Genomic DNA, 19,435 nt, shown 5'->3' with positions numbered 1-19,435 from the left:
TGAAATCACTTGGATACCACCTACATACATTTGATAACAATATTATAAAATAAAAAGGCAGCTGAAAGTTCATTTAACTTTCAACTGCCTTTAATAAATATTGGAGTTTTTCAGTGCCCTCTAACGATTTAAGGGCTGTTCTTCTTATTAGATTATAGTGTTCGATTACTATAAATGGAGCAGTCTATACCCCTTTGAGTTAACCAATGGTATGTTTCGCCTGCTATCACTAACGGTACCTGTTGCAATTCTTCAATGGTAGAGGCACCGACAGCAGTCATTATCCATTTTAATTCATCACTCGTTTTCGAAATTAAATTTAATAGACCTTCCTGACCATTATCCATATAACATTTAAGGAAGTGGCCAGCGACACCAACTGCAGAAGCACCTAAAGAAATAGCCTTTGCAATATCTACGGGATCTTGGATTCCTCCAGAGCCGATAATGTTGCAACCATAAACAGATTGCTTTACTTCTACAATGGAAGCTACTGTAGTTATGCCCCAATCATTAAAAAATCTTAATTTATCGAATCGACGTGCATTCTCTATTTTCGAAAAATTTGTTCCACCAAAACCACTAACATCGATGATATCGACACCAACATCTGCTAGTTTTTTGGCAGTTTCTTTGCTAATTCCAAATCCTGTTTCCTTCACAATTATAGGGACAGGGATAGAATTAACTATTTTTTCTATTCGCTTGAGAGCTCCTCTAAAATCCCGATCACCTTCAGGCATAACTAGCTCTTGTATAACATTCAAATGAATTTGCATCGCGTTTGCCTCTAGCATATCCACCGCTCGCTTTGCTTGTTCAACTGATGCCTCACTGCCTAAGTTTGCAAAAATAATGCCGTCATGATTTATTTTACGGACAATCTTGTATGTATCTGACTCACTTTTATCCTTTAGTGCAGACATTTGGGAACCAACGGCAATGCCTATCTTGCATACTTTTGCCACTTCAGCGAGTCCTTTGTTTATTTCATATGTATCTTGCCCGCCGCCGCCAGTCATTGCATTGATAAAAATAGGCGAACTCATTGTAAGTTCGCCTACCTTTGTATTTAATTCAATGTCTGTTACAGCACGGTCTGGCAGGCTTTGATGAACAAACTTAACATCCTCAAAACTGGTCTGTTGAAGCTGACCCGTTTTTAATGCATGTTGAATATGGTCCATTTTCCTTTTGGCTCTGCTCACCGTAAATCACCTAGACATTTCGTTTATTTTTTTAATTTGTTTAATTTATCGCCAATCATCTCACCAAGCTGAAATCCACTAGAATCCTCTTGCTGATTATAATGACTGTAGTCTTCTTCCTCTTCTGGTTCTTCTAACTCACGGATACTCAAGGAAATTCTTTGCTCTGATTCATTTACATCTAGGACTTTTACTTTAACTGTATCCCCTTCTGTAAGAACCTCATGAGGAGTTCCGATATGCTTGTTAGAAATTTGTGAAATATGCACTAATCCTTCTACCCCGGGTAAAACTTCTACAAATGCACCAAAGGAAACTAAACGTTTTACGGTCCCTTCTGTTACACTTCCAGTAGATAGTTTTTCTGATACTTTAGCCCATGGTCCAGGTAATGTTTCTTTAATAGATAAGGAAATTCTCTCATTGTCGCGATCCACTGAAAGGACCTTTACATTTACTTGTTGGCCTTCCGTTACGACATCAGACGGCTTCCCTACGTGTTCGTACGATAGTTGGGAAATGTGAACTAAACCATCTACACCACCAATATCAACGAAAGCGCCAAAATCAGTAATACGCTGAACGGTTCCTTCTAGCACTTGTCCTGTTTCTATAGTATCTAGCAACTGTTGTTTTTTATTCTGTAAATCTTCTTCCACAACTGCGCGGTGAGAAAGGATTACGCGATTCTTTTCTTTTTCAAGCTCTACTACTTTAAATGTAAGTGTTTTCCCCTTGTAATCGGAAAAATCGTCCACAAAGTAGTTTTCAACCAAAGATGCAGGGACAAAACCACGTACACCTAAATCTACTACAAGTCCACCCTTTACAACATCCTTGATTTCAGCTTCAAAAACTTTTTTGGATTCGAACTTCTCTTGAAGTTCTTCCCATGCCAAGTCAGCATCCACCGCTTTTTTGGAGAGTACAAGCAATTCCTCTTCTACTTTTGTTACTTTCAATTGAAGTTCTTGCCCTTCTGATACAACGTCTGTTGCTTTTTCTACATGTAGACTGGATAATTCACTGATTGGTATAATGCCATCAAGCTTACTACCTTCAATGGACACCAATACTTGTTTTTCTTCGACTTTCGTAACAGTACCCGTTACTTTGTCGCCAACTTCTAAATTATTAATTTCTACTTGATTCATGTCTTCCACCATCATTATTACCTCCTCCATACAAACCAGCTAATCCATTATTTATGTAAGTAAAGGCCAATAGCCCAAACATACGTACATTACAAAAAGTTGATTTTGTTTCGTGTAATAATTATAAATTAACCGTTGTTAACTTACTTGATTGAATAGACAGAACAATTAGAACTGCCAATGAAATTATTGTTTATTTTACTTATAAATACTACAAAATAATTTTTTTGCACTATTTAACTTCCTTCTACTAAGGTCTAATAAATAGTACATTTTGTCAAGTCAAAACTCTTAAACTATTTGTTTTTTTCAATAATTTCACGAATGGAATCCATAATAATTAATGTCGCTTCTTCTGCTGAAACCTTGTTAACACGGTACTGAGTAAAGTCTATCGGTTTACCATAGATCACCCTAATTGGCTTAAACAACTTATATGGACCAATAATAGCACATGGGACGACAAAGGATTCTGAACGAAGTGCAAAAAATCCAGCACCTGCCAATCCTTTTCCAAGTTCACCAGTTTTACTTCTTGTTCCTTCAGGAAAAAGTCCTAGAACATTACCTTGCTTTAAAACTTTTAAAGCATTCCTTAATGCCTCTCTATCACTCATTCCCCTTTTTACTGGAAAAGCATGCACCTTTGGTAATATTGTTTTTAATACCGGTACTCGGAAAACTTCCTCTTTAGCCATAAAGTGAACTGTTCGCGGAGAAGTTATCCCTACTATTGGTGGATCCAGGTTATCTATATGATTAGCGCAAAGGAGTACCGCTCCTTCTTTTGGGATATTTTCTGTTCCCTCTATTTGAATCCTATATAGAGGCTTGAGTACGACAGAAACAACAAATTTAGCAAACGAGTAAAAAGTCATAGTCTTTAGTCCCTTTCCGTTACAAGTGTCATGATCTTATCCACTACCTCTTCAATCGTAAGGGAGGTTGTATCTATTTCTTTTGCATCATTGGCTTTTCTAAGTGGTGCACTTTCTCTTTCTGAGTCAATTTTATCTCGAAGTGCTATTTCCTGCTTTAATTTATCTAAATCTGATTCAAATCCTTTAGATAAATTTTCTGCATGCCGCCTTTGTGCCCTTTTTTCTACTGATGCCAATAAAAATACTTTTATTTCAGCATCTGGAAGTACATGGGTTCCTATATCTCGACCGTCCATTACAACGCCACCTCTTTCACCAAGTGCGCGTTGTCTTACCAGCATTTCTTCACGTACTACTTTATGCTTTGCCACAATAGAAACATTATTTGTTACTTGATGAGTTCTGATCTCTTCTGTTACGTTTTCATTATTTACAAAAACATGTTGATTATTATCGTCATATTGACGCAGGTCAATATCCGTTTTCGCTAAAAGTATCTGTAAGGAGGCTTCATCTTCTAAATTAACATTGTTACGGATAGCTTCAAATGTTATCGCCCTGTACATTGCCCCTGTATCTATATATAAATAACCAAGCTTGCTTGCCACAATTTTGGCGACTGTACTTTTTCCAGCAGCTGCCGGTCCATCAATTGCAATTGAATATTGTTTCATAGTTCCTCCTGAATTTACATATCTTTTACACATAGAAAAAGCAGGTTTCCCTGCACTGTGTGAAGATTATTATCATTATTAAATTAGTAAGACTGATTTAAAAAATCGTCAGACTGGGGAGCGTTCCTGTTTTTTCACAAAATGCCCCCTCATATTCTACCACACTGATTATTTTTGGTCGAATGTTTCTATATGTTCAATTATCTTCATCCCACCTACACCTTCATACTGTATAACTTTACTTAAAAGTGAACCTGCATCAGTATATAACAGTATTCCTTGTGCACAAACAAGACACAATAATTGTATGATTATGAGTTTGATTATTATTCTTTCAAGTGTTTTCAAGATAAACCCTCCATTTCACCTATCATCTATTATGGGTGTATATGGAAGGTATTATGCTCATACCTGTGTTTTTCTCAATAATAACTGTTGTTCAAAGCAATATCTGCTAATTATTTGTCGCTCATTTTCATTAATAGAGTCAAATTGCAAGGAGGCTCGGACTCTTTTCTCCCCAAAGCTCACTAAACGGATCACCTTGCTTTTCAACTTTAGATAGTGAATATCTCCATTACTAAAATGCAGGACAAAGGTAGTGAGTATATATTCTTTTTCCGGAAGCGCGACGCCATTTGGCAGGACCAAGGCAGCACCACCTGCACTTACATCGTGAGTAACCGCAATAAATGGGACAATACTAGTTGAGAATGGATGAACTGAAACATCTAATGTGCTTTCCACTCTGACATATTGCCTTCTTTGAATTTTCACCACTCGCTCATAACCGGGAAATGATAATTGTATCATCGGTATTTTTTGTTTGCTTCTCCCTAATACTTCACTATCAAATGTATAGGCGATTCCTTCCTCTGTTACAAAGGAAATAAACAATTGTGTACCATTCAAAATATAGGTGGTTTTCCCATTCATATAGTGAGAAGGATAATCAACATAAAACTCTTTTTCTTTTACTTCCTGAACTTTACATCTGTATTTTTCCACTCTTTCATCATTTCGCAATTGAAGAGTCAATACAACACCTGGCTTTAACAAGAAACTGCCCCCTTAACCACTTTCCCAAAAACTTTCTTTATTTTCTATTTATTTCTATTAAACCACTTAAAGTAAGAAAAGCGCAAGTGTTCGTTCAGCCCCGACCAGCATAAGACGAGATTGCAAAAAGGTTGCTTTTCATCTTCTTGACAGGTCGGATTATGACCTCGAAGAGGCTTGGTGCTGGAGCTAGACAATAAAAAAGGAAAAGCCCAATTTGACTTTTCCTCTAAATGTTTACAAATCATATAACACTTCAGGATTTTTTAGTTTCTCCACTTTTTCTTCTCTGCCATCATTAGCATTGATGAAGATTTGGTACGTATCATTGTCAATGGTTCCTAAAAACTCATAACAAAGGACTTCTTCACCAATATCATTATGAATGACTGCTAAATAGTCTTCCATTATCATTACTTTCTCATTTATTTGCTGCTTGGCCTCTTCCAAAGTGATACTAGGCTCTGGTATCTCACGTAAGTGGTTAGACATTAAGTAATCTTTTGCAGAAAACCCAACTATTTCACCTGTTTCTAAGCTTACTTTCATTTTTATGGAGTCAGGATATATTCTTACACCATCAGTATTGGATACAAAATTGAATATCCCGATTTTGTTGTATTCCACACTTTCGTATAAGTCAAGCGTATCAAAATTGTTCTGTTTTAAAAAATTCCTAGCTTTTTCGGTTGCTTCATTTAAATTTATATTTTTCTTTTTAGATTCTTTATTTTGTACTAGGTATATTGGGATACCACCTATTTTGGATATATCCATATAGGTGTCTTGTTGATTTTTATCAACAATTTTTAGACTGTAAAATTCTAACTCGGAACCTTCTCCATTTTCTGTAATGGTTATTTCTTCATTTCCTTCAAGCTCTAAATATCTATCTGCAATCTTCCTCGCTTCATCCTTCGTTATCGTTTTTCCTGTAAGTTGACTAAAACGGTTTTCGTCTTGATTCATGGAAGTAAAAGTTGGTCCAAAGTCTGATTCATCGTAACCTTCCACATTTTTCTCAACCGTTTTAAATCCATTAATAATGGTATTATCCTGAGGTTGATCTTTTGCAGAAAGCGCAAGCTCTACATCCATCCAACGGAGGTTATTGTTCATTACCATGTTTTGCACTTTTCTTAGTTCATGACGAATCTCATCCGATTTTTGATACAAAGTTTGAAGCGTATTATACTCTTCATCTGATAGTGGATTTTTATCTAGATCCCTTACCGCCACTTGGTACGTATACTCACCGGTATTTGTGAGAAATTCCTCTGTTCTATTAAAAGGAAGAAGAGATAAAGGTAGTTGACCAACATCGTTTTGTGCTTCAGACGTTATCCGCCACACCTCTGCAAAGGATGGAGAAAGTTGTTGCCTTGAGCTCATGGCTAATGTAGTACCTATTTTGTCATGAAGCAAGTCAACATGATATACAAGGTCATGAAAAGCACGTTGATAATTATTTTCCGCATTAATGAGGACTGCGTTTTTATCTTGATGCTCCTGATAGCCCCAATACCCTGTTCCTGCTACTGCAATTGCTAAAACAGCGATAATTATAAGTCTCAACATTATTTTTCACCCTCTTCTTTAGTTACAGAAAATATGTTTGCCGATTCTTTTTATTTGTGGACGACCCCAAATCCAGCCGCTTGTCGCTGTATCCGGGTTGAAATAGTAAGTAGCTCCCTCAGATGGGTCCATGCCATTAATTGCATCTAAAACTGCTCGTCTTGCTGTTTCGTTTGGAGTAAGCCAAATTTGACCGTCTGCAACTGCAGTAAAAGCCAAAGGTTCGAAGATCACACCGGAAACTGTATTTGGAAAAGTAGGAGAATTAACTCGGTTCAAAATAACTGCCGCAACTGCAATTTGACCTTCATACGGCTCCCCGCGGGCTTCACCGTAAACTGCATTCGCCATTAATTGAATATCATTTTCAGAAAATCCACCTGGCATATTAGTTGCACTCTGTGCGTCTTCCGCTGCTTCCTCTGGTTGCTCTTGTGGTGCTGGCTGCTCTTGTGGTGCTGGCTGTTCTTGTGGTGCCGGCTGCTCTTGTGGCGCTGGTTGCTCTTGTGGTGCTGGTTTTGCAGGTTCCTTTTGAGGTTCTGCTTCTTGTTTTTGGAATTGTGTTTTTTGCTGTTGCCACTGATTAGTAGCACCTTGCTTTGCCTTATTAATTGTTGCCTGGGACGGTTCTACCTGATATTTCAATTCCATTCCACCATAGTGAGTAAATCTTTTTCCAGAATTAATTTGTTGATGGACCCATTCTTTATAAAACTTCGTGCTTTTTTCTAACATTGCTTTTGTTTTCGGTCCCACTAACCCATCGACATCGTCTAGCCCGAATTCCTGTTGAAAATTTTTCACTGCCCAATACGTTGTCCAACCATACACCCCATCAATTCTCGCATGGTAATAGCCATTATATTGGAGCCGAGCTTGTAATTCTACAACATCATTCCCAGTTGCTCCTTTCTGTATGATTTGTTCAGAAAAGGCACTAACCGAAGGCTGATTTATCGAAAATAACATACATGCGCTTACTAGAAACATACATGAAATTAACAGTATCCGTTTCACCTTACATTTCCTCCTTTGTCTACTTTAAGCAATTGTTAAATTGTATTTTCTGTAGATATTGGTATTTTATACAGATTCATTGACAGAAATAGAATATACTTAGATTTCGTTTTTAGCTAAAAAATGAAAGAATACTGCCATATGCCAGTTAAACTTTGGCCAGATTGAATTTTTATATAAAAATCTGCACTTACTCACGACAGAATTAACAAAAAAACCCCTCAAAGTTTAATAATTAAACTTTAAGGAGTTAAATTTGCAATGTATTGGCTAATTTCACCTTTCTTAATCCTAGCCACCACAAAAAAATCATGAATGGAACCATATAAAGGCCCCAATATTTTTGTGAGAGTATAATTACGTTATACATCCCATGTAAAAAAAATGGAATGAAAATGGATAACATAATCCATTTCTTTCTCTGTTTTGAATGAAAAGAAAATTTCCCTTTACCTAAATAGTACCCCATGATCACACCGAATAGGGCATGGCTAGACACGGGAAGAATCGCTCTTCCAAATGCCAATTCTACTCCATTTGCAATCAAAAACAAGATGTTTTCAGCAGTTGCAAAACCAAGTGAAACCGCCACTCCGTATACAATACCATCATAATGTTCATCAAAATGGATATTATGGTAAACCAAATATATTAAAACGAACCATTTAAAGAACTCTTCAAGTAAACCTGACACTAGAAAGGCATTCACAAAATGGGAAGATACATTAAATTCTAACTGAATGACATATTGAATGAACATAAGAGGAAAAACCAATAATGCGCCAAACATGAAGATTTTAAATACAAAAGAAATCGGTTCTTTTTCAAATTTATCTTTTAAGTAAAAGTAAGATAATAATGCCAAGCCTGGAGCAATCCCGGCGGATACAACTGCCAGCATAAATAAGCCTCGTTTCAATCTGTTTTTTTTTATCGTAACATGTTATCGTATTTATTGAAATAATATGTCAAAACTTATGGGAATTGTTTGCAAGTTATGGAGGGGAATTACTTTGAAAAAGAAAATTTTTATTATTCATACAGGTGGAACTATCTCAATGTCTGAAGATGAACAGACTGGTGCTGTTTCGCCAGGACAACAGAACCCATTGATTAGCACCCCTTTAGTTGTTGATGAGCAAATACATATTGAGAGCCATGAATTATTCAATCTACCATCTCCTCATATCACAAGCCAACATATGCTAAAGCTCACCAATTTCATTGAGCGAATATCTAATGAAAAAGTGGTTGATGGGTTTGTCATTACACATGGCACAGATACATTAGAAGAAACTGCATTTTTTCTGGATTTAACCGTTCAAACTAAAGTACCGATAGTACTTACTGGTGCAATGCGTTCAAGCAATGAAATAGGTTCTGATGGACCATATAATTTACTTTCATCCATAAAAGTGGCAGCAACTGCAGAAGCAAGTGATAAAGGAGTGTTAGTCGTTTTAAATGACGAAATTCACACTGCTAAAAATGTCACCAAGACTCACACCTCCAATATTGCTACATTCCAAAGTCCACAATATGGCCCAATTGGAATTGTAACAAAGCGCGGAGCAGTGTTCCATCATTCACCAGTTGCGAATGATAAATATCAGGTGGAAACGATACATAAAAAAGTGATGCTTTTAAAAGCATATGCTGGAATGGAATCAAGCATTTTTTATTTGTTAAAAGAAACACAAGTAGACGGAATCATTCTAGAAGCTCTTGGACAAGGGAATGTTCCTCCAAGTGCGGTTGAAGGGATAAAAACGTTAATAGAAGCAGGAATTCCAGTAGTGATGGTGTCCCGCTGTTTTAATGGTATTGTCCAAGATATTTATGGGTATGAAGGTGGTGGCCGTAAGTTGAAAGAACTAGGCGTCATTTTTTCTAATGGGCTAAACGGGCAAAAAGCAAGGATAAAGTTAATGATTGCATTGGAGAGCACCAATGATCTTGCTAGACTACAGGAACTTTTCTTGAAGTAATGATTATGAAAAATTTTTGCTGATCTGCTTTCTCCTAATTAAATATTACAACTTCTACCTCAAAAAACAGTCCGTTTGAAAAGTGACATTTCAAACGGACCGTTTTTTCGTTCCTAGCGTTATTATTTTTTTCTATTCTCAATACACGCAGCAATTAAACCACCATGATATCGCCCGTTCTCTATAAAAATCTCATTCGCATTATTTCCAGCTGCAATTACTCCTGCGACAAAGATTCCTTCTACATTTGTTTCCATTGTATTTTCGTTAAAAGTTGGACGTCCAGTACTATCATCAATTCCAACACCCATTTTTGTTAAGAATGAATGGTCAGGATGGTAGCCAATCATGGCAAACACATAATCATTTTCAATGACTACTTCATTCCCATCTCCATTGATATAAGTTAATTCCTTTTCTGTTATCTTTTTGACAGAAGCATTAAATTCCATTTGAATCGTTCCATTACGGACTAATGCATCAAACTCCGGAAGAATCCAAGGCTTTACACTAGGAGAATAGGAATTTCCCCGATAAATAACGATTACATCTGCATCAGCTTTTACTAATTCCAATGCGGCGTCTACACTAGAGTTTTTTCCTCCAAGCACAGCAACTTTTTTATGGAAATATGGATGCCCTTCTTTAAAATAATGAGATACTTTTAGTAGATCAGCTCCTGGAACATCGAGCTTATTATGATTATCATAATAACCAGTTGCAATAATAACATAATTAGTTGAATACGTTTGTTTGGTGGTATAAATATGAAAGGAACCATCCAACTGTTTCTTTACTTTCTCCACTTTTTCAAAGGCATTCACTTCTATATTTTTTCGTTTTACAACTTCACGATAATAGGTCAGTGCTTGAATGCGCACGGGTTTTCTGTTTTCCGTAATAAATGGAACATCTCCAATTTCCAATTTTTCACTGGAGCTGAAGAATGTTTGATGTGTCGGATAATGATAAATTGCATTTACAATGTTTCCTTTTTCAATTACAAGCGGTGAGAATCCTTTTTCTTGTAAAGCAATTGCAGCCGCTAGACCACAAGGACCTCCACCAACGATTATGGCATCTCTTTCTATCACTTTTGCTTCAACTCCGTCTTACTTTATGGTTGTTTTCGCAAACTTAATTGCTTTTACGAACTTTAATTGACTCTCGTTGTTACTGGCGAACTCTTTTTCTGCATGTAACATGTAAGTAAAAAGTCCAATAGCAAATATCCCCTATCATTATATGATAGGGGATTGTGAGACACAGTGCAAATGATTAAATCCATCCTCTGAAACGAGAAGCCTCGGCCATCTTACGAGCACCTACCATGTAAGCGGACAGTCTCATATCCACCCGGCGGCTTTGGGAAGTATCATAAACATTGTTAAACGATTTCACCATAACTTTTTCAAGTCTTTCTTCTACTTCTTCTTCTGTCCAGTAATATCCCTGGTTATTTTGTACCCATTCAAAGTAGGATACTGTTACACCACCTGCGCTTGCTAGTACGTCAGGAACTAATAAAATGCCACGGTCAGTCAATATTTGTGTCCCTTCAATCGTAGTAGGACCATTAGCAGCCTCTACCACAATTTTAGCGCGGATATTATGTGCATTCTCTTCCGTAATCTGGTTTTCAATTGCTGCAGGTACAAGAATATCACATTCTAATTCCAATAGTTCTTTATTCGTAATCGTGTTATTAAAAAGTTTGGTTACTGTTCCAAAACTGTCTCTGCGGTCAAGTAAATAGTCGATATCCAAACCGTTAGGATCATAGAGGCCACCATATGCATCAGATATTCCAACGACTTTCGCACCTGCATCATGCATAAATTTTGCTAGATAGCTTCCTGCATTTCCAAACCCTTGGACTACTACTTTTGCCCCTTCAATTTGGATGCCTTTCTTCTTCGCAGCTTCACGAATACAAATGGTAACTCCTTTTGCAGTAGCAGATTCCCTACCATGGGAACCACCAAGTACAAGAGGTTTTCCTGTAATAAATCCTGGTGAGTTAAATTCATCTATTCTACTATACTCATCCATCATCCATGCCATTATTTGTGAGTTGGTAAAGACGTCTGGGGCAGGTATATCCTTTGTCGGACCTACAATTTGGCTAATTGCACGTACATATCCACGGCTTAGTCTTTCCAATTCACGAAAAGACATTTCTCGTGGGTCACACACGATTCCTCCCTTTCCTCCACCATAAGGGAGATCAACAATCCCACACTTCAAGCTCATCCAGATAGACAATGCTTTAACTTCTTTTTCAGATACATTCGGGTGGAAGCGAATACCACCTTTTGTAGGGCCAACTGCATCATTATGCTGTGCGCGATAACCTGTGAAGATCTTTACAGATCCATCATCCATCCGAACAGGTATCTTTACTGTCAGCAAACGCATCGGTTCTTTAAGCAACTCGTATACTTCTTCGGGATAGCCTAGCCTCTCAAGCGCTTTATGTATAACAACTTGTGTCGATTTTAATACATCCAACTTATCTTCGTTAGAACTCTTCTGATCATTGCTTTTCTCGGCTACCATCAGTAAACCTCCTAGATTGTCTCACATTGATAAAATATTGTAGTCCATCTTCATGACATAGTATACACCTTCCATACCTTTATGCAAAGATGGAAAATAAACTTTTATCAAAAAAATGTAACCGATTACAAAGCGTAAGAATTGTCTGAAAATACTATCAGCCTATCCTACAAAATATATTTGTAGGATAAGCTGTAATTTAGTCAAAGTAAAGGTTTAATTGTTCCATCGCTTGTTGCTTAATAATCATTTTTCCGTACTCTTCTATCCTATGTGTGGTCATTGTTGAAGGAGTACCATATTCAGATAAAAGGGCAATTAATGTATCTTTGCACATATTGCTTCCTATTTCTTCTTCAAGAAGGAGATAAAATCTTTGTTCATATGCAAATATGGTTCCACCATCTATTTGTAGGTTTTTCAGTCTTTTCGCTAAATCAATTAGGTGATCAAATGATTGAAATACAAAGAATAATTCTTGGCTTTCATCCACAGTCACCTGCATTTCGATATAATCATCGGTAAAATCGTCTTCCAAATCTTCGTCTTCTGAAGTGGTCACAATAACTACCATACCTTGTGCTTGGAGTGCGTATACTTCCACATTCAAAGAGCCATTCACCTCAAAACCTAATTCCGCACTAGCCTCATCAATCATATCCCGAAACAGCTGATGAACCTTTTGCGAATCTTTCCACAAATCCTCTTTAGTTAACCCACGTTCTTCTAGGTCATCATATGTGAGGAATATCTTTATCTTATTGTAGTTTAATCGTTCCAGCCGCATGAAAGACTCCTCCTAACCTTTGCACCCTTGAACTTCTTCTATTTTATGAAAGGAGGAGCTAGTTGGTTCTTGATAGATACATCGAATGTGAATGGTTAAACAAATAAAATAATTAATCCTTTAAAAAATGCGAACCGATATAGCCATGTTATGCATTATTAGTTGTAATTGTTATAAGATGTGTTTCCGGAGCAGCCCCAAGACGTAGTGGTACTATTGAGGTTCCATATCCATTACTTACAAGCAGTGTAGTGTTGGATAGGTGTGTTATGCCACCTTTTTCATACGGACCAAAACCAAATATTCTTATTTGTCCTCCATGTGTGTGGCCAGTTAACACTAGAGAAACAGAATGTGTATCATTTAAACGTTCCACAATTTGCGGATAATGACTAACAAGGATCTTAAAACTGATTTTACTAGTGTTCTCAAATGCAATGTCCAGTCTATCACGATTTTGCAGGAGGTCATCCACTCCAATTACTTCAAGTTTATCTCCTGTTTCACTTTCAAATAAATAACTGCTATTGTCTAATATCTTTACCCCATGTTGCAATAACAATGAGTCCAATTCATGAAAATTCACTTCATAATCATTGTTGCCCCAGACAAAAAAAACAAGGCCTAACTTCTTTAATTGTTTAATATTTTCCCTTACTCTTTCCATTGGTACATTTTTCTCCGTGAGATCTCCACCAATAATCACAAAGTCCACCTTTTTGTTAACGCGATTGATAAAATCAGTAGAAATCGTTCGTTTGTGGATATCTGATATAAAAAATATCGTTACCTTCCCAAAGCTTGCTGGAAAATCTGGAAATGCTAACGATTGTTCTAAAATATTATTTTGATTCGCCAATTTGTACATATAAATAAGAAGGGCACCACTAAAGAGGAGTGCCAATGCAACAAGGAAAAGAAACATATCCTGACACTGCCTTTCCAACCAAGCTGTTTATACTTACTATCGACTTTAATGAATAGCACTCCGTCGATGAACTTATTTCGTTTCGTGAAAAAGATTAATATCGAATTCTTTTTTCATCATATCATATACTAAATGTCTCTGCTTCCAATCTTCTGGCTGTGACCAATAGTCATCACTACGCTTCACCATCTCTTTACGAAGGTCGTGGTATTCCTTTTCCGTCTTATCTTTCTTATATAGAAGATATTTAATCATTCCAAGCTGAAAGCCGATGAACATGACAATCCATAAATGCACAGACCGGTCAAAAAAATAGGAAATACTGGCAGCAGTAGAGTAAGATTGATGAAAAAGAAAATAATAAATATATCCAATGAATAGTCCTAAAGTAAGGCAGCAAGCGATACGCCATCTTAATTCCCTTTTCTTAAAATTATCGAACTTCCTTTTTTTATTTACTAAAAGCTGTAGTGTCTGCTTTGTTGCTTCATCTGTATGTTGACCAAGCATTTTAATCATTATCTCCAACTCCATCCCCCATTTCAGAACTTGTCCTTATAGAAAAATATGTGGGGAAAAGCGTCTATATGATAATGAAAGGCTGTTTTCGCAAACTTTGTTGCTATCGCAAATATCTTAAGAAGTTCGTATTAATTAAAGTAGAATTTATAAGACTTGAATATATGTAAAATGTAAAACTGTAAAGAGAAAAAATTTGATAATAAAATCCGAACTAATTCAAAACTCTAAAAAGAATTTTGAATAATAGTTCGGATTTTTTATAAGTTAAATCTTTTGTCCCCTCATTCTTTATAGGTAACTAACGTAAACTCTTTTACTAAAGTCTACGAGACATCAGTCATTGAATGAATAGAGATCTCATTTTTGAATATGAGTATTTTTTTCTTACAGATATGTTAATTATTTACCGGTATGATCAATTTTTGACCAACGATTACTTGATCGTTTATTAGATTATTATAATTACTTATAATCAGTTCACCATCTCTACTATTGAAATATTTCATAGAAATTCTAAATAGTGTTTCATTTTCCTGAACAATGTGCTCAATATAAGTTTCCTCTTCAGGCTGTTCTTCTATCTCATTTGATTCCACTTCTTCTTCAGCATTTGTTACTGGAGTGGTAGCAGTATCTGGTTGATTATCAGATACTGGCGACTTTTTACTTTCCGACTGGTTATTTACATCAGTATTCACTATTTCTTTTTTGGGCGTATCACTATTTGTTTGACCTGTATTAGCTGTGGATTCATTTTTCTGATTTATAGTATTAGCTGACACAGCTGTCGGCATAGAAATAGATTCCACATTTTTTAATGACGGTGTAAATAGTTTCCCAATAATGTCAGAATCATCATTGTTAAAATAAATGACCAAAATAGATACAGGTATTAGTAAAAATAGAATACCAACCAACTTTACAAAGGGAAATTTCACCCTCCACTTCGGTTTGTTGTTTCGTTTATGTGCATACAATTCACTTCTTGAAGGTAACTGCTCTGCTTCTTTTTGCACTTCTTCTCTTAAACTAGTTGCTTGATCATTTCCTCTATGATTTTCCAAGTTCTTTCACCCCCGCTTTCATTAACTTTTCTCTTCTAATGAATCTTTACTTATAGAGACATCTCTACTTTTTAGATAGTCCATTCTTATTTTCAATGCCAACAGCACATCAATTAAAAAATGTGCCCAAATCGTAACGAATAAGCTTCCCGTCCATTTATATAGGTAGCCTAGCAAAAAGCTTAGTACAACCACAGATAAGAACAACACCCATTTTGATAAATATCTAATATGGAGAACAGCAAACAATATGCTTGCAATCCATATCCCAAAATGAGTTTGAATTACTCCTCTAAACAAAAATTCTTCAGTAATGGATATAATTCCAGCTAAGAAGATAATATGCGTTACTGATCTCGTTTGAAACATTTTCTCATTAATTCCGCCATCATCCATTAAAGACTTTGGGAGAATTTTCATCAGAATCAGGTCAATGCAAACTACCCCAACTCCAACCAGTGTGCCAATAACAAAGATGTCATAAAAATTATATACAAGTAGGTCATTTACCTGCCCAAAACTGTCAAAAAGCCAAAGAGCAAGTATTATCGCAATAATAAAAAATAATAATTGTGACAAATATAGGTGATAAAGGAGTTCTCTAGTGCTCATTTGCTTCACTAGTTCTGCTTGATTGTTCTTCACATTATTCTTCCTGCCAAAAAATATTTTTTAAAAGCTTACCCCAAGTTTCTGTTTCACCTTTTTTTTCATCGGCATGCGTATAATGGGTAAATTCATTTAAATCTAACCCACACACATCACAACAATTACTAGGAGCTCTTTGTAATGTCTCCCCAAAATAGGCGAGCATCATTTCTCTTCGACATGTGACTACTTCTGTCCAGTCATTCATATAAGCCAATTTCCCCATTTTATAAGCGGTTCTATTTTTAATTTGTTCGTCTATCATACGAAGAAAATTGCTCTTTTTATTTTGATCTAGCGAACCATTGCTTTCAATATACTTTTCTAGATGGAAGACTAGAAAGCGCCAATGGGATTCTTGTTCAGGGAACTTTTCCATCCATTCCTTTACAGGGATAATAGAAATATGTTGGATAGTTCCATATGTTTCTAAAATATCGTTAGTTACTGTGGATACCCATTCAAAATCCGGGAGTTCCATATCAAGTATAAACCCGGGAAGAGTATTATCCTCCTTGCTTTTTAAGAGAATAGCAATGCTTGCATCTCCACCTCTACCTGCACGACCTATCTCTTGAACATATGATTCCAATTGAGTTGGTTGATGGTAATGAATACAATAGTTAATGTTAGACTTATTGATTCCCATTCCAAAGGCACTCGTACAGCAAATAACATCCAATTGATCATGAATATACTGTTGTTGAATTAAAATCCTTTGCTCTTGTGATAAACCAGCGTGATAATAAGCGACACGCTCTACACCATTCTCCTGAAGATATTCACTTATTTCCTCTACTTTTGACCTACTAGAAAAAAACACAATTCCCGGACTACGCAAACTGTTTACCAACTCTAACAGCCTTTCGTTTTTTTCTCTGTTACTTCGGAACATCTCAACTTTCATTGCAATATTGGGTCTGTCAAGTGAAAAAACGTGAAAAGCAGGACTTTGGATATTCAAATATTCTTGAATATCGTTAATCACAGTGGTAGTTGCGGTTGCGGTTAACGCCAGGCAAGGCGGGTGGCCAAGTGAATCCTTTACAGCACCAAGCTTCAGGTAATCCGTTCTAAAATCGTGTCCCCATTGAGAAACACAATGCGCTTCATCAATAACAAACAAAGCAACTTTTATGTTCTGCAACTTTCTGACCCACTTTTCCACCTGCAACATCTCAGGCGAAAGGAAAATATACTTATATGTGGATAAATCGAGCTGCAACAGTCGCTCTCTTTCAGAAAAAGACAAAAATGAATTGATAGCAACTACACTCTTTTCACCATTTGCCTTGAATTGCTGAACTTGATCTTCCATCAATGATAAAAGTGGTGATACTATTAAAACGGTCCCTTCCATTACATAACCTGGAATCTGATAGCAAATGGATTTCCCTCCACCTGTCGGTAGCAGTGCTATCACGTCTTTTTTAGCAATTACATCTTCCATGATCTCTTTCTGACCAGTTTTAAATGTGGTAAACCCCGTCTTTTTTTCTAACAAGCTCTCAAGATTCATCGCCATCCCCCATTCTTGAAAGAACGAGTCTAATTTGAAAATAGCTAATGGTATCATCCTGCAAATAATTTTTAATTTTTCTTAATTGATGAGATTGTTGATTCACTATAGCAGTATTTATTGTTTTTAGCTGTTCCTCTGTCATATATGGCTCAATCTGAAATTTTTTCAGCTGCATAGACATTTCTACAATATGATCCTCAATTGTACTTATTTTCAGCCTTCTTGCCTTTGCGATAGCGTCAATGCTCAAGCCTTTATTTAATAACTTCATACTTCTTTGGGCCGTTTCAGTAAGCTGAGGAATATCCATTAAATCATGACATACTGATAAAAGAATCGGAAAGGTTTCTGAGGCATGCTTATTTTCGAACTTTTCTAGCATAGTATGTAATACAGATTGAAACTGAATCTGAATCCATTCAGGGTCTGTCTGCAATTGCTTGGCAATCTGAGAAACAGTTTTTCCCGTCCGTATATAACCTGATAAACTATTTACAAAAACGATTGCTTGCTCTTCAGGAAGTTGCTCAAGTATACCGGAAGTTTCCATATACAAAGCGTCCAAAAGCTGCCGTTTTGTTTTCCCTTTTTGACTTAGCAAGTGGTACCTCACCCAATTTTGCACAGATTCTTCGTACTGTACAGGGATAAATGATCGTTTTGCTCCAGCAAGGTTTGATAAAGTCTGTATGAGCAATGATAACCTTTTCCAAAAGATTGTACTTTTATCTTTGTAAAGATATCCATTTAAAGAAGATGATAAGGGATAAATGGTAGATGCTTCTTTGATGGTAGCTTTTCCGATAGCCGTAACAATGTAATGGTCAGAATCTATTCCATTTATGGCTTTTTGTTCAACCAAATTGTCTATTGTTACATCGAGATATGTTCGACTTAATTCTGGGAAAAGGCCATAAACTACACGAAGCGAAAAAATATGGGCATCTTGAATGGTTTGAGAAGACTTCTTCCCTTTGAATAAATGATAGATGGCAGAAATACTTCTTTCACCTCTAAATGCATGTAGACAAACAAGACATAAGTATTCGAATGATTTCACCAATATTCTACACCTTTCTTCCCCTACAGACATTTTAACAAAATTTTGTAATCTTTGTCATGTTTATCACTACTTTTCGAAGGGTAATTTAACAATATGTTGAAAAAGCCTTATGTGATAAGCATTCTCATTGAGTTTCCTATTGAAAAGTTGTTCAAACAGTTTTACAATAATATATATAAGGAACGCATTTCCAACTAATTTTTGGAAATGTTTTTACTATTGACTAGCAACCAATTTGGGAGGTTTTTGTTCATGGCAAAGTATACGATTGTTGACAAAGATACTTGTATCGCTTGCGGTGCATGTGGTGCTGCAGCTCCAGACATCTACGATTATGACGATGAAGGCATTGCGTTCGTTACACTTGACGACAACCAAGGAATTGTAGAAATTCCTGATGTATTAGAAGACGATATGATGGACGCATTTGAAGGCTGTCCTACTGATTCCATCAAAATTGCTGATGAGCCGTTCGATGGTGACGCACTAAAATTTGAATAGTATCTAAAACCGAGATCCTAATGGATCTCGGTTCAGACCGTAGACAAACCCCCATTTCAGCATCAGCTGAAATGGGGGTTTCGTTGATTTAAGGCATTTTGCTAGTAAGGGCAGAAGGTTACCAGGCCCAACTAGCCAGTTTTTTAAGATTCATGGCAGCGAAAGTTAGCATCGCTTGCATAGCCACTTTTTTCAGTCCCCTGAGAGTGGTCCAACGCATACCATGCTTTTCTTTTGCATCCGCAAAGGCACGTTCTACCGTTTCTTTGCGTTGAGCGTACA

At 36.4% G+C, this 19,435-nt stretch carries 21 protein-coding genes; 2 read left to right on the top strand and 19 right to left on the bottom strand.

Annotated elements, in window-relative coordinates; translation table 11 throughout:
• Positions 1 to 152: 152 nt before the first annotated feature.
• From fni to prsW, 9 genes are all read right to left on the bottom strand, one after another.
• Positions 153 to 1,208, bottom strand: a complete 1,056-nt coding sequence (gene fni, locus LRP81_RS21610) for a type 2 isopentenyl-diphosphate Delta-isomerase (RefSeq protein WP_230505020.1) — start codon at positions 1,206 to 1,208, stop codon at positions 153 to 155.
• A 23-nt stretch (positions 1,209 to 1,231) separates the two neighbouring features.
• The gene (rpsA, locus tag LRP81_RS21605; RefSeq protein WP_230505017.1) at positions 1,232 to 2,374 is read right to left on the bottom strand and encodes a 30S ribosomal protein S1; all 1,143 of its coding nucleotides are present in this window, start codon (positions 2,372 to 2,374) and stop codon (positions 1,232 to 1,234) included.
• A 284-nt stretch (positions 2,375 to 2,658) separates the two neighbouring features.
• Complete coding sequence (locus LRP81_RS21600) at positions 2,659 to 3,240, bottom strand: lysophospholipid acyltransferase family protein (RefSeq protein WP_230505015.1); 582 nt, start codon at positions 3,238 to 3,240, stop codon at positions 2,659 to 2,661.
• Between the two features lie 5 nt (positions 3,241 to 3,245).
• Positions 3,246 to 3,917, bottom strand: a complete 672-nt coding sequence (gene cmk / locus LRP81_RS21595) for a (d)CMP kinase (RefSeq protein ID WP_230505012.1) — start codon at positions 3,915 to 3,917, stop codon at positions 3,246 to 3,248.
• Positions 3,918 to 4,085: 168 nt separating this feature from the next.
• A complete protein-coding gene (locus tag LRP81_RS21590) occupies positions 4,086 to 4,265 on the bottom strand; it encodes a DUF5359 family protein (protein WP_230505010.1) in 180 nt (59 codons plus the stop codon).
• A gap of 57 nt (positions 4,266 to 4,322) precedes the next feature.
• Positions 4,323 to 4,976, bottom strand: coding sequence for a flagellar brake protein (locus LRP81_RS21585; protein WP_230505009.1), 654 nt, complete (start codon positions 4,974 to 4,976; stop codon positions 4,323 to 4,325).
• A 237-nt stretch (positions 4,977 to 5,213) separates the two neighbouring features.
• Positions 5,214 to 6,554, bottom strand: a complete 1,341-nt coding sequence (gene ypeB, locus LRP81_RS21580) for a germination protein YpeB (protein WP_230505007.1) — start codon at positions 6,552 to 6,554, stop codon at positions 5,214 to 5,216.
• 18 nt (positions 6,555 to 6,572) lie between these two features.
• Complete coding sequence (gene sleB, locus LRP81_RS21575) at positions 6,573 to 7,544, bottom strand: spore cortex-lytic enzyme (RefSeq protein ID WP_230505030.1); 972 nt, start codon at positions 7,542 to 7,544, stop codon at positions 6,573 to 6,575.
• Between the two features lie 277 nt (positions 7,545 to 7,821).
• Positions 7,822 to 8,472: a glutamic-type intramembrane protease PrsW gene (prsW, locus tag LRP81_RS21570; protein ID WP_230505005.1), complete on the bottom strand. Its 651-nt coding sequence runs from the start codon at positions 8,470 to 8,472 to the stop codon at positions 7,822 to 7,824.
• 112 nt (positions 8,473 to 8,584) lie between these two features.
• Between prsW and LRP81_RS21565 the strand changes: the two genes are divergently transcribed.
• Positions 8,585 to 9,559, top strand: a complete 975-nt coding sequence (locus LRP81_RS21565; RefSeq protein ID WP_263458275.1) for an asparaginase — start codon at positions 8,585 to 8,587, stop codon at positions 9,557 to 9,559.
• A 122-nt stretch (positions 9,560 to 9,681) separates the two neighbouring features.
• On the opposite strand, the gene LRP81_RS21560 is transcribed toward LRP81_RS21565, so the two are convergent.
• The 9 genes from LRP81_RS21560 to LRP81_RS21520 form a co-directional block, all read right to left on the bottom strand.
• On the bottom strand, positions 9,682 to 10,653 hold the full coding sequence (locus LRP81_RS21560) for a YpdA family putative bacillithiol disulfide reductase (RefSeq protein WP_230505003.1): 972 nt from the start codon (positions 10,651 to 10,653) through the stop codon (positions 9,682 to 9,684).
• A gap of 184 nt (positions 10,654 to 10,837) precedes the next feature.
• The gene (locus tag LRP81_RS21555; protein ID WP_230505001.1) at positions 10,838 to 12,118 is read right to left on the bottom strand and encodes a Glu/Leu/Phe/Val family dehydrogenase; all 1,281 of its coding nucleotides are present in this window, start codon (positions 12,116 to 12,118) and stop codon (positions 10,838 to 10,840) included.
• A gap of 199 nt (positions 12,119 to 12,317) precedes the next feature.
• Positions 12,318 to 12,905, bottom strand: coding sequence for a genetic competence negative regulator (locus LRP81_RS21550; RefSeq protein WP_230504999.1), 588 nt, complete (start codon positions 12,903 to 12,905; stop codon positions 12,318 to 12,320).
• A 148-nt stretch (positions 12,906 to 13,053) separates the two neighbouring features.
• Positions 13,054 to 13,851 (bottom strand): metallophosphoesterase, encoded by a 798-nt coding sequence (locus tag LRP81_RS21545; RefSeq protein WP_317987108.1) that lies wholly within the window; start codon positions 13,849 to 13,851, stop codon positions 13,054 to 13,056.
• A 54-nt stretch (positions 13,852 to 13,905) separates the two neighbouring features.
• Positions 13,906 to 14,352, bottom strand: a complete 447-nt coding sequence (locus tag LRP81_RS21540; RefSeq protein WP_230505024.1) for a DUF2663 family protein — start codon at positions 14,350 to 14,352, stop codon at positions 13,906 to 13,908.
• A gap of 398 nt (positions 14,353 to 14,750) precedes the next feature.
• Entirely contained in the window at positions 14,751 to 15,419 is a 669-nt protein-coding gene (locus tag LRP81_RS21535) for a LysM peptidoglycan-binding domain-containing protein (RefSeq protein ID WP_230504997.1), read from the bottom strand.
• A gap of 21 nt (positions 15,420 to 15,440) precedes the next feature.
• A complete protein-coding gene (locus LRP81_RS21530; RefSeq protein ID WP_230504995.1) occupies positions 15,441 to 16,064 on the bottom strand; it encodes a CPBP family intramembrane glutamic endopeptidase in 624 nt (207 codons plus the stop codon).
• Between the two features lies 1 nt (position 16,065).
• Entirely contained in the window at positions 16,066 to 17,586 is a 1,521-nt protein-coding gene (locus LRP81_RS21525) for a RecQ family ATP-dependent DNA helicase (protein WP_230504993.1), read from the bottom strand.
• Positions 17,576 to 18,649: a helix-turn-helix domain-containing protein gene (locus LRP81_RS21520; protein WP_230504991.1), complete on the bottom strand. Its 1,074-nt coding sequence runs from the start codon at positions 18,647 to 18,649 to the stop codon at positions 17,576 to 17,578. Before LRP81_RS21520 ends, LRP81_RS21525 begins: the two co-directional genes overlap by 11 nt.
• Positions 18,650 to 18,904: 255 nt before the next feature.
• Between LRP81_RS21520 and LRP81_RS21515 the strand changes: the two genes are divergently transcribed.
• Positions 18,905 to 19,153 (top strand): ferredoxin, encoded by a 249-nt coding sequence (locus LRP81_RS21515; protein WP_063560637.1) that lies wholly within the window; start codon positions 18,905 to 18,907, stop codon positions 19,151 to 19,153.
• A 118-nt stretch (positions 19,154 to 19,271) separates the two neighbouring features.
• On the opposite strand, the gene LRP81_RS21510 is transcribed toward LRP81_RS21515, so the two are convergent.
• Positions 19,272 to 19,435 (bottom strand): transposase (locus LRP81_RS21510; protein ID WP_230505022.1); only part of this gene is annotated, 164 nt, incomplete at its 5' end.

The sequence above is a fragment of the Sutcliffiella rhizosphaerae genome, assembly GCF_917563925.1.
Taxonomy (GTDB): domain Bacteria; phylum Bacillota; class Bacilli; order Bacillales; family Bacillaceae_I; genus Sutcliffiella_A; species Sutcliffiella_A rhizosphaerae.
This window is presented reverse-complemented; position numbering and strand designations above follow the sequence as displayed.

What these genes read in the sequence shown, in the direction of transcription:
- rpsA (WP_230505017.1), bottom strand. Translation starts at nt 2,374, where the DNA reads ATGGTGGAAGACATGAATCAAGTAGAAATTAATAATTTAGAAGTTGGC.
- LRP81_RS21600 (WP_230505015.1), bottom strand. Translation starts at nt 3,240, where the DNA reads ATGACTTTTTACTCGTTTGCTAAATTTGTTGTTTCTGTCGTACTCAAG.
- cmk (WP_230505012.1), bottom strand. Translation starts at nt 3,917, where the DNA reads ATGAAACAATATTCAATTGCAATTGATGGACCGGCAGCTGCTGGAAAA.
- ypeB (WP_230505007.1), bottom strand. Translation starts at nt 6,554, where the DNA reads ATGTTGAGACTTATAATTATCGCTGTTTTAGCAATTGCAGTAGCAGGA.
- sleB (WP_230505030.1), bottom strand. Translation starts at nt 7,544, where the DNA reads ATGTTTCTAGTAAGCGCATGTATGTTATTTTCGATAAATCAGCCTTCG.
- prsW (WP_230505005.1), bottom strand. Translation starts at nt 8,472, where the DNA reads ATGCTGGCAGTTGTATCCGCCGGGATTGCTCCAGGCTTGGCATTATTA.
- LRP81_RS21555 (WP_230505001.1), bottom strand. Translation starts at nt 12,118, where the DNA reads ATGGTAGCCGAGAAAAGCAATGATCAGAAGAGTTCTAACGAAGATAAG.
- LRP81_RS21550 (WP_230504999.1), bottom strand. Translation starts at nt 12,905, where the DNA reads ATGCGGCTGGAACGATTAAACTACAATAAGATAAAGATATTCCTCACA.
- LRP81_RS21540 (WP_230505024.1), bottom strand. Translation starts at nt 14,352, where the DNA reads ATGATTAAAATGCTTGGTCAACATACAGATGAAGCAACAAAGCAGACA.
- LRP81_RS21525 (WP_230504993.1), bottom strand. Translation starts at nt 17,586, where the DNA reads ATGAATCTTGAGAGCTTGTTAGAAAAAAAGACGGGGTTTACCACATTT.
- LRP81_RS21515 (WP_063560637.1), top strand. Translation starts at nt 18,905, where the DNA reads ATGGCAAAGTATACGATTGTTGACAAAGATACTTGTATCGCTTGCGGT.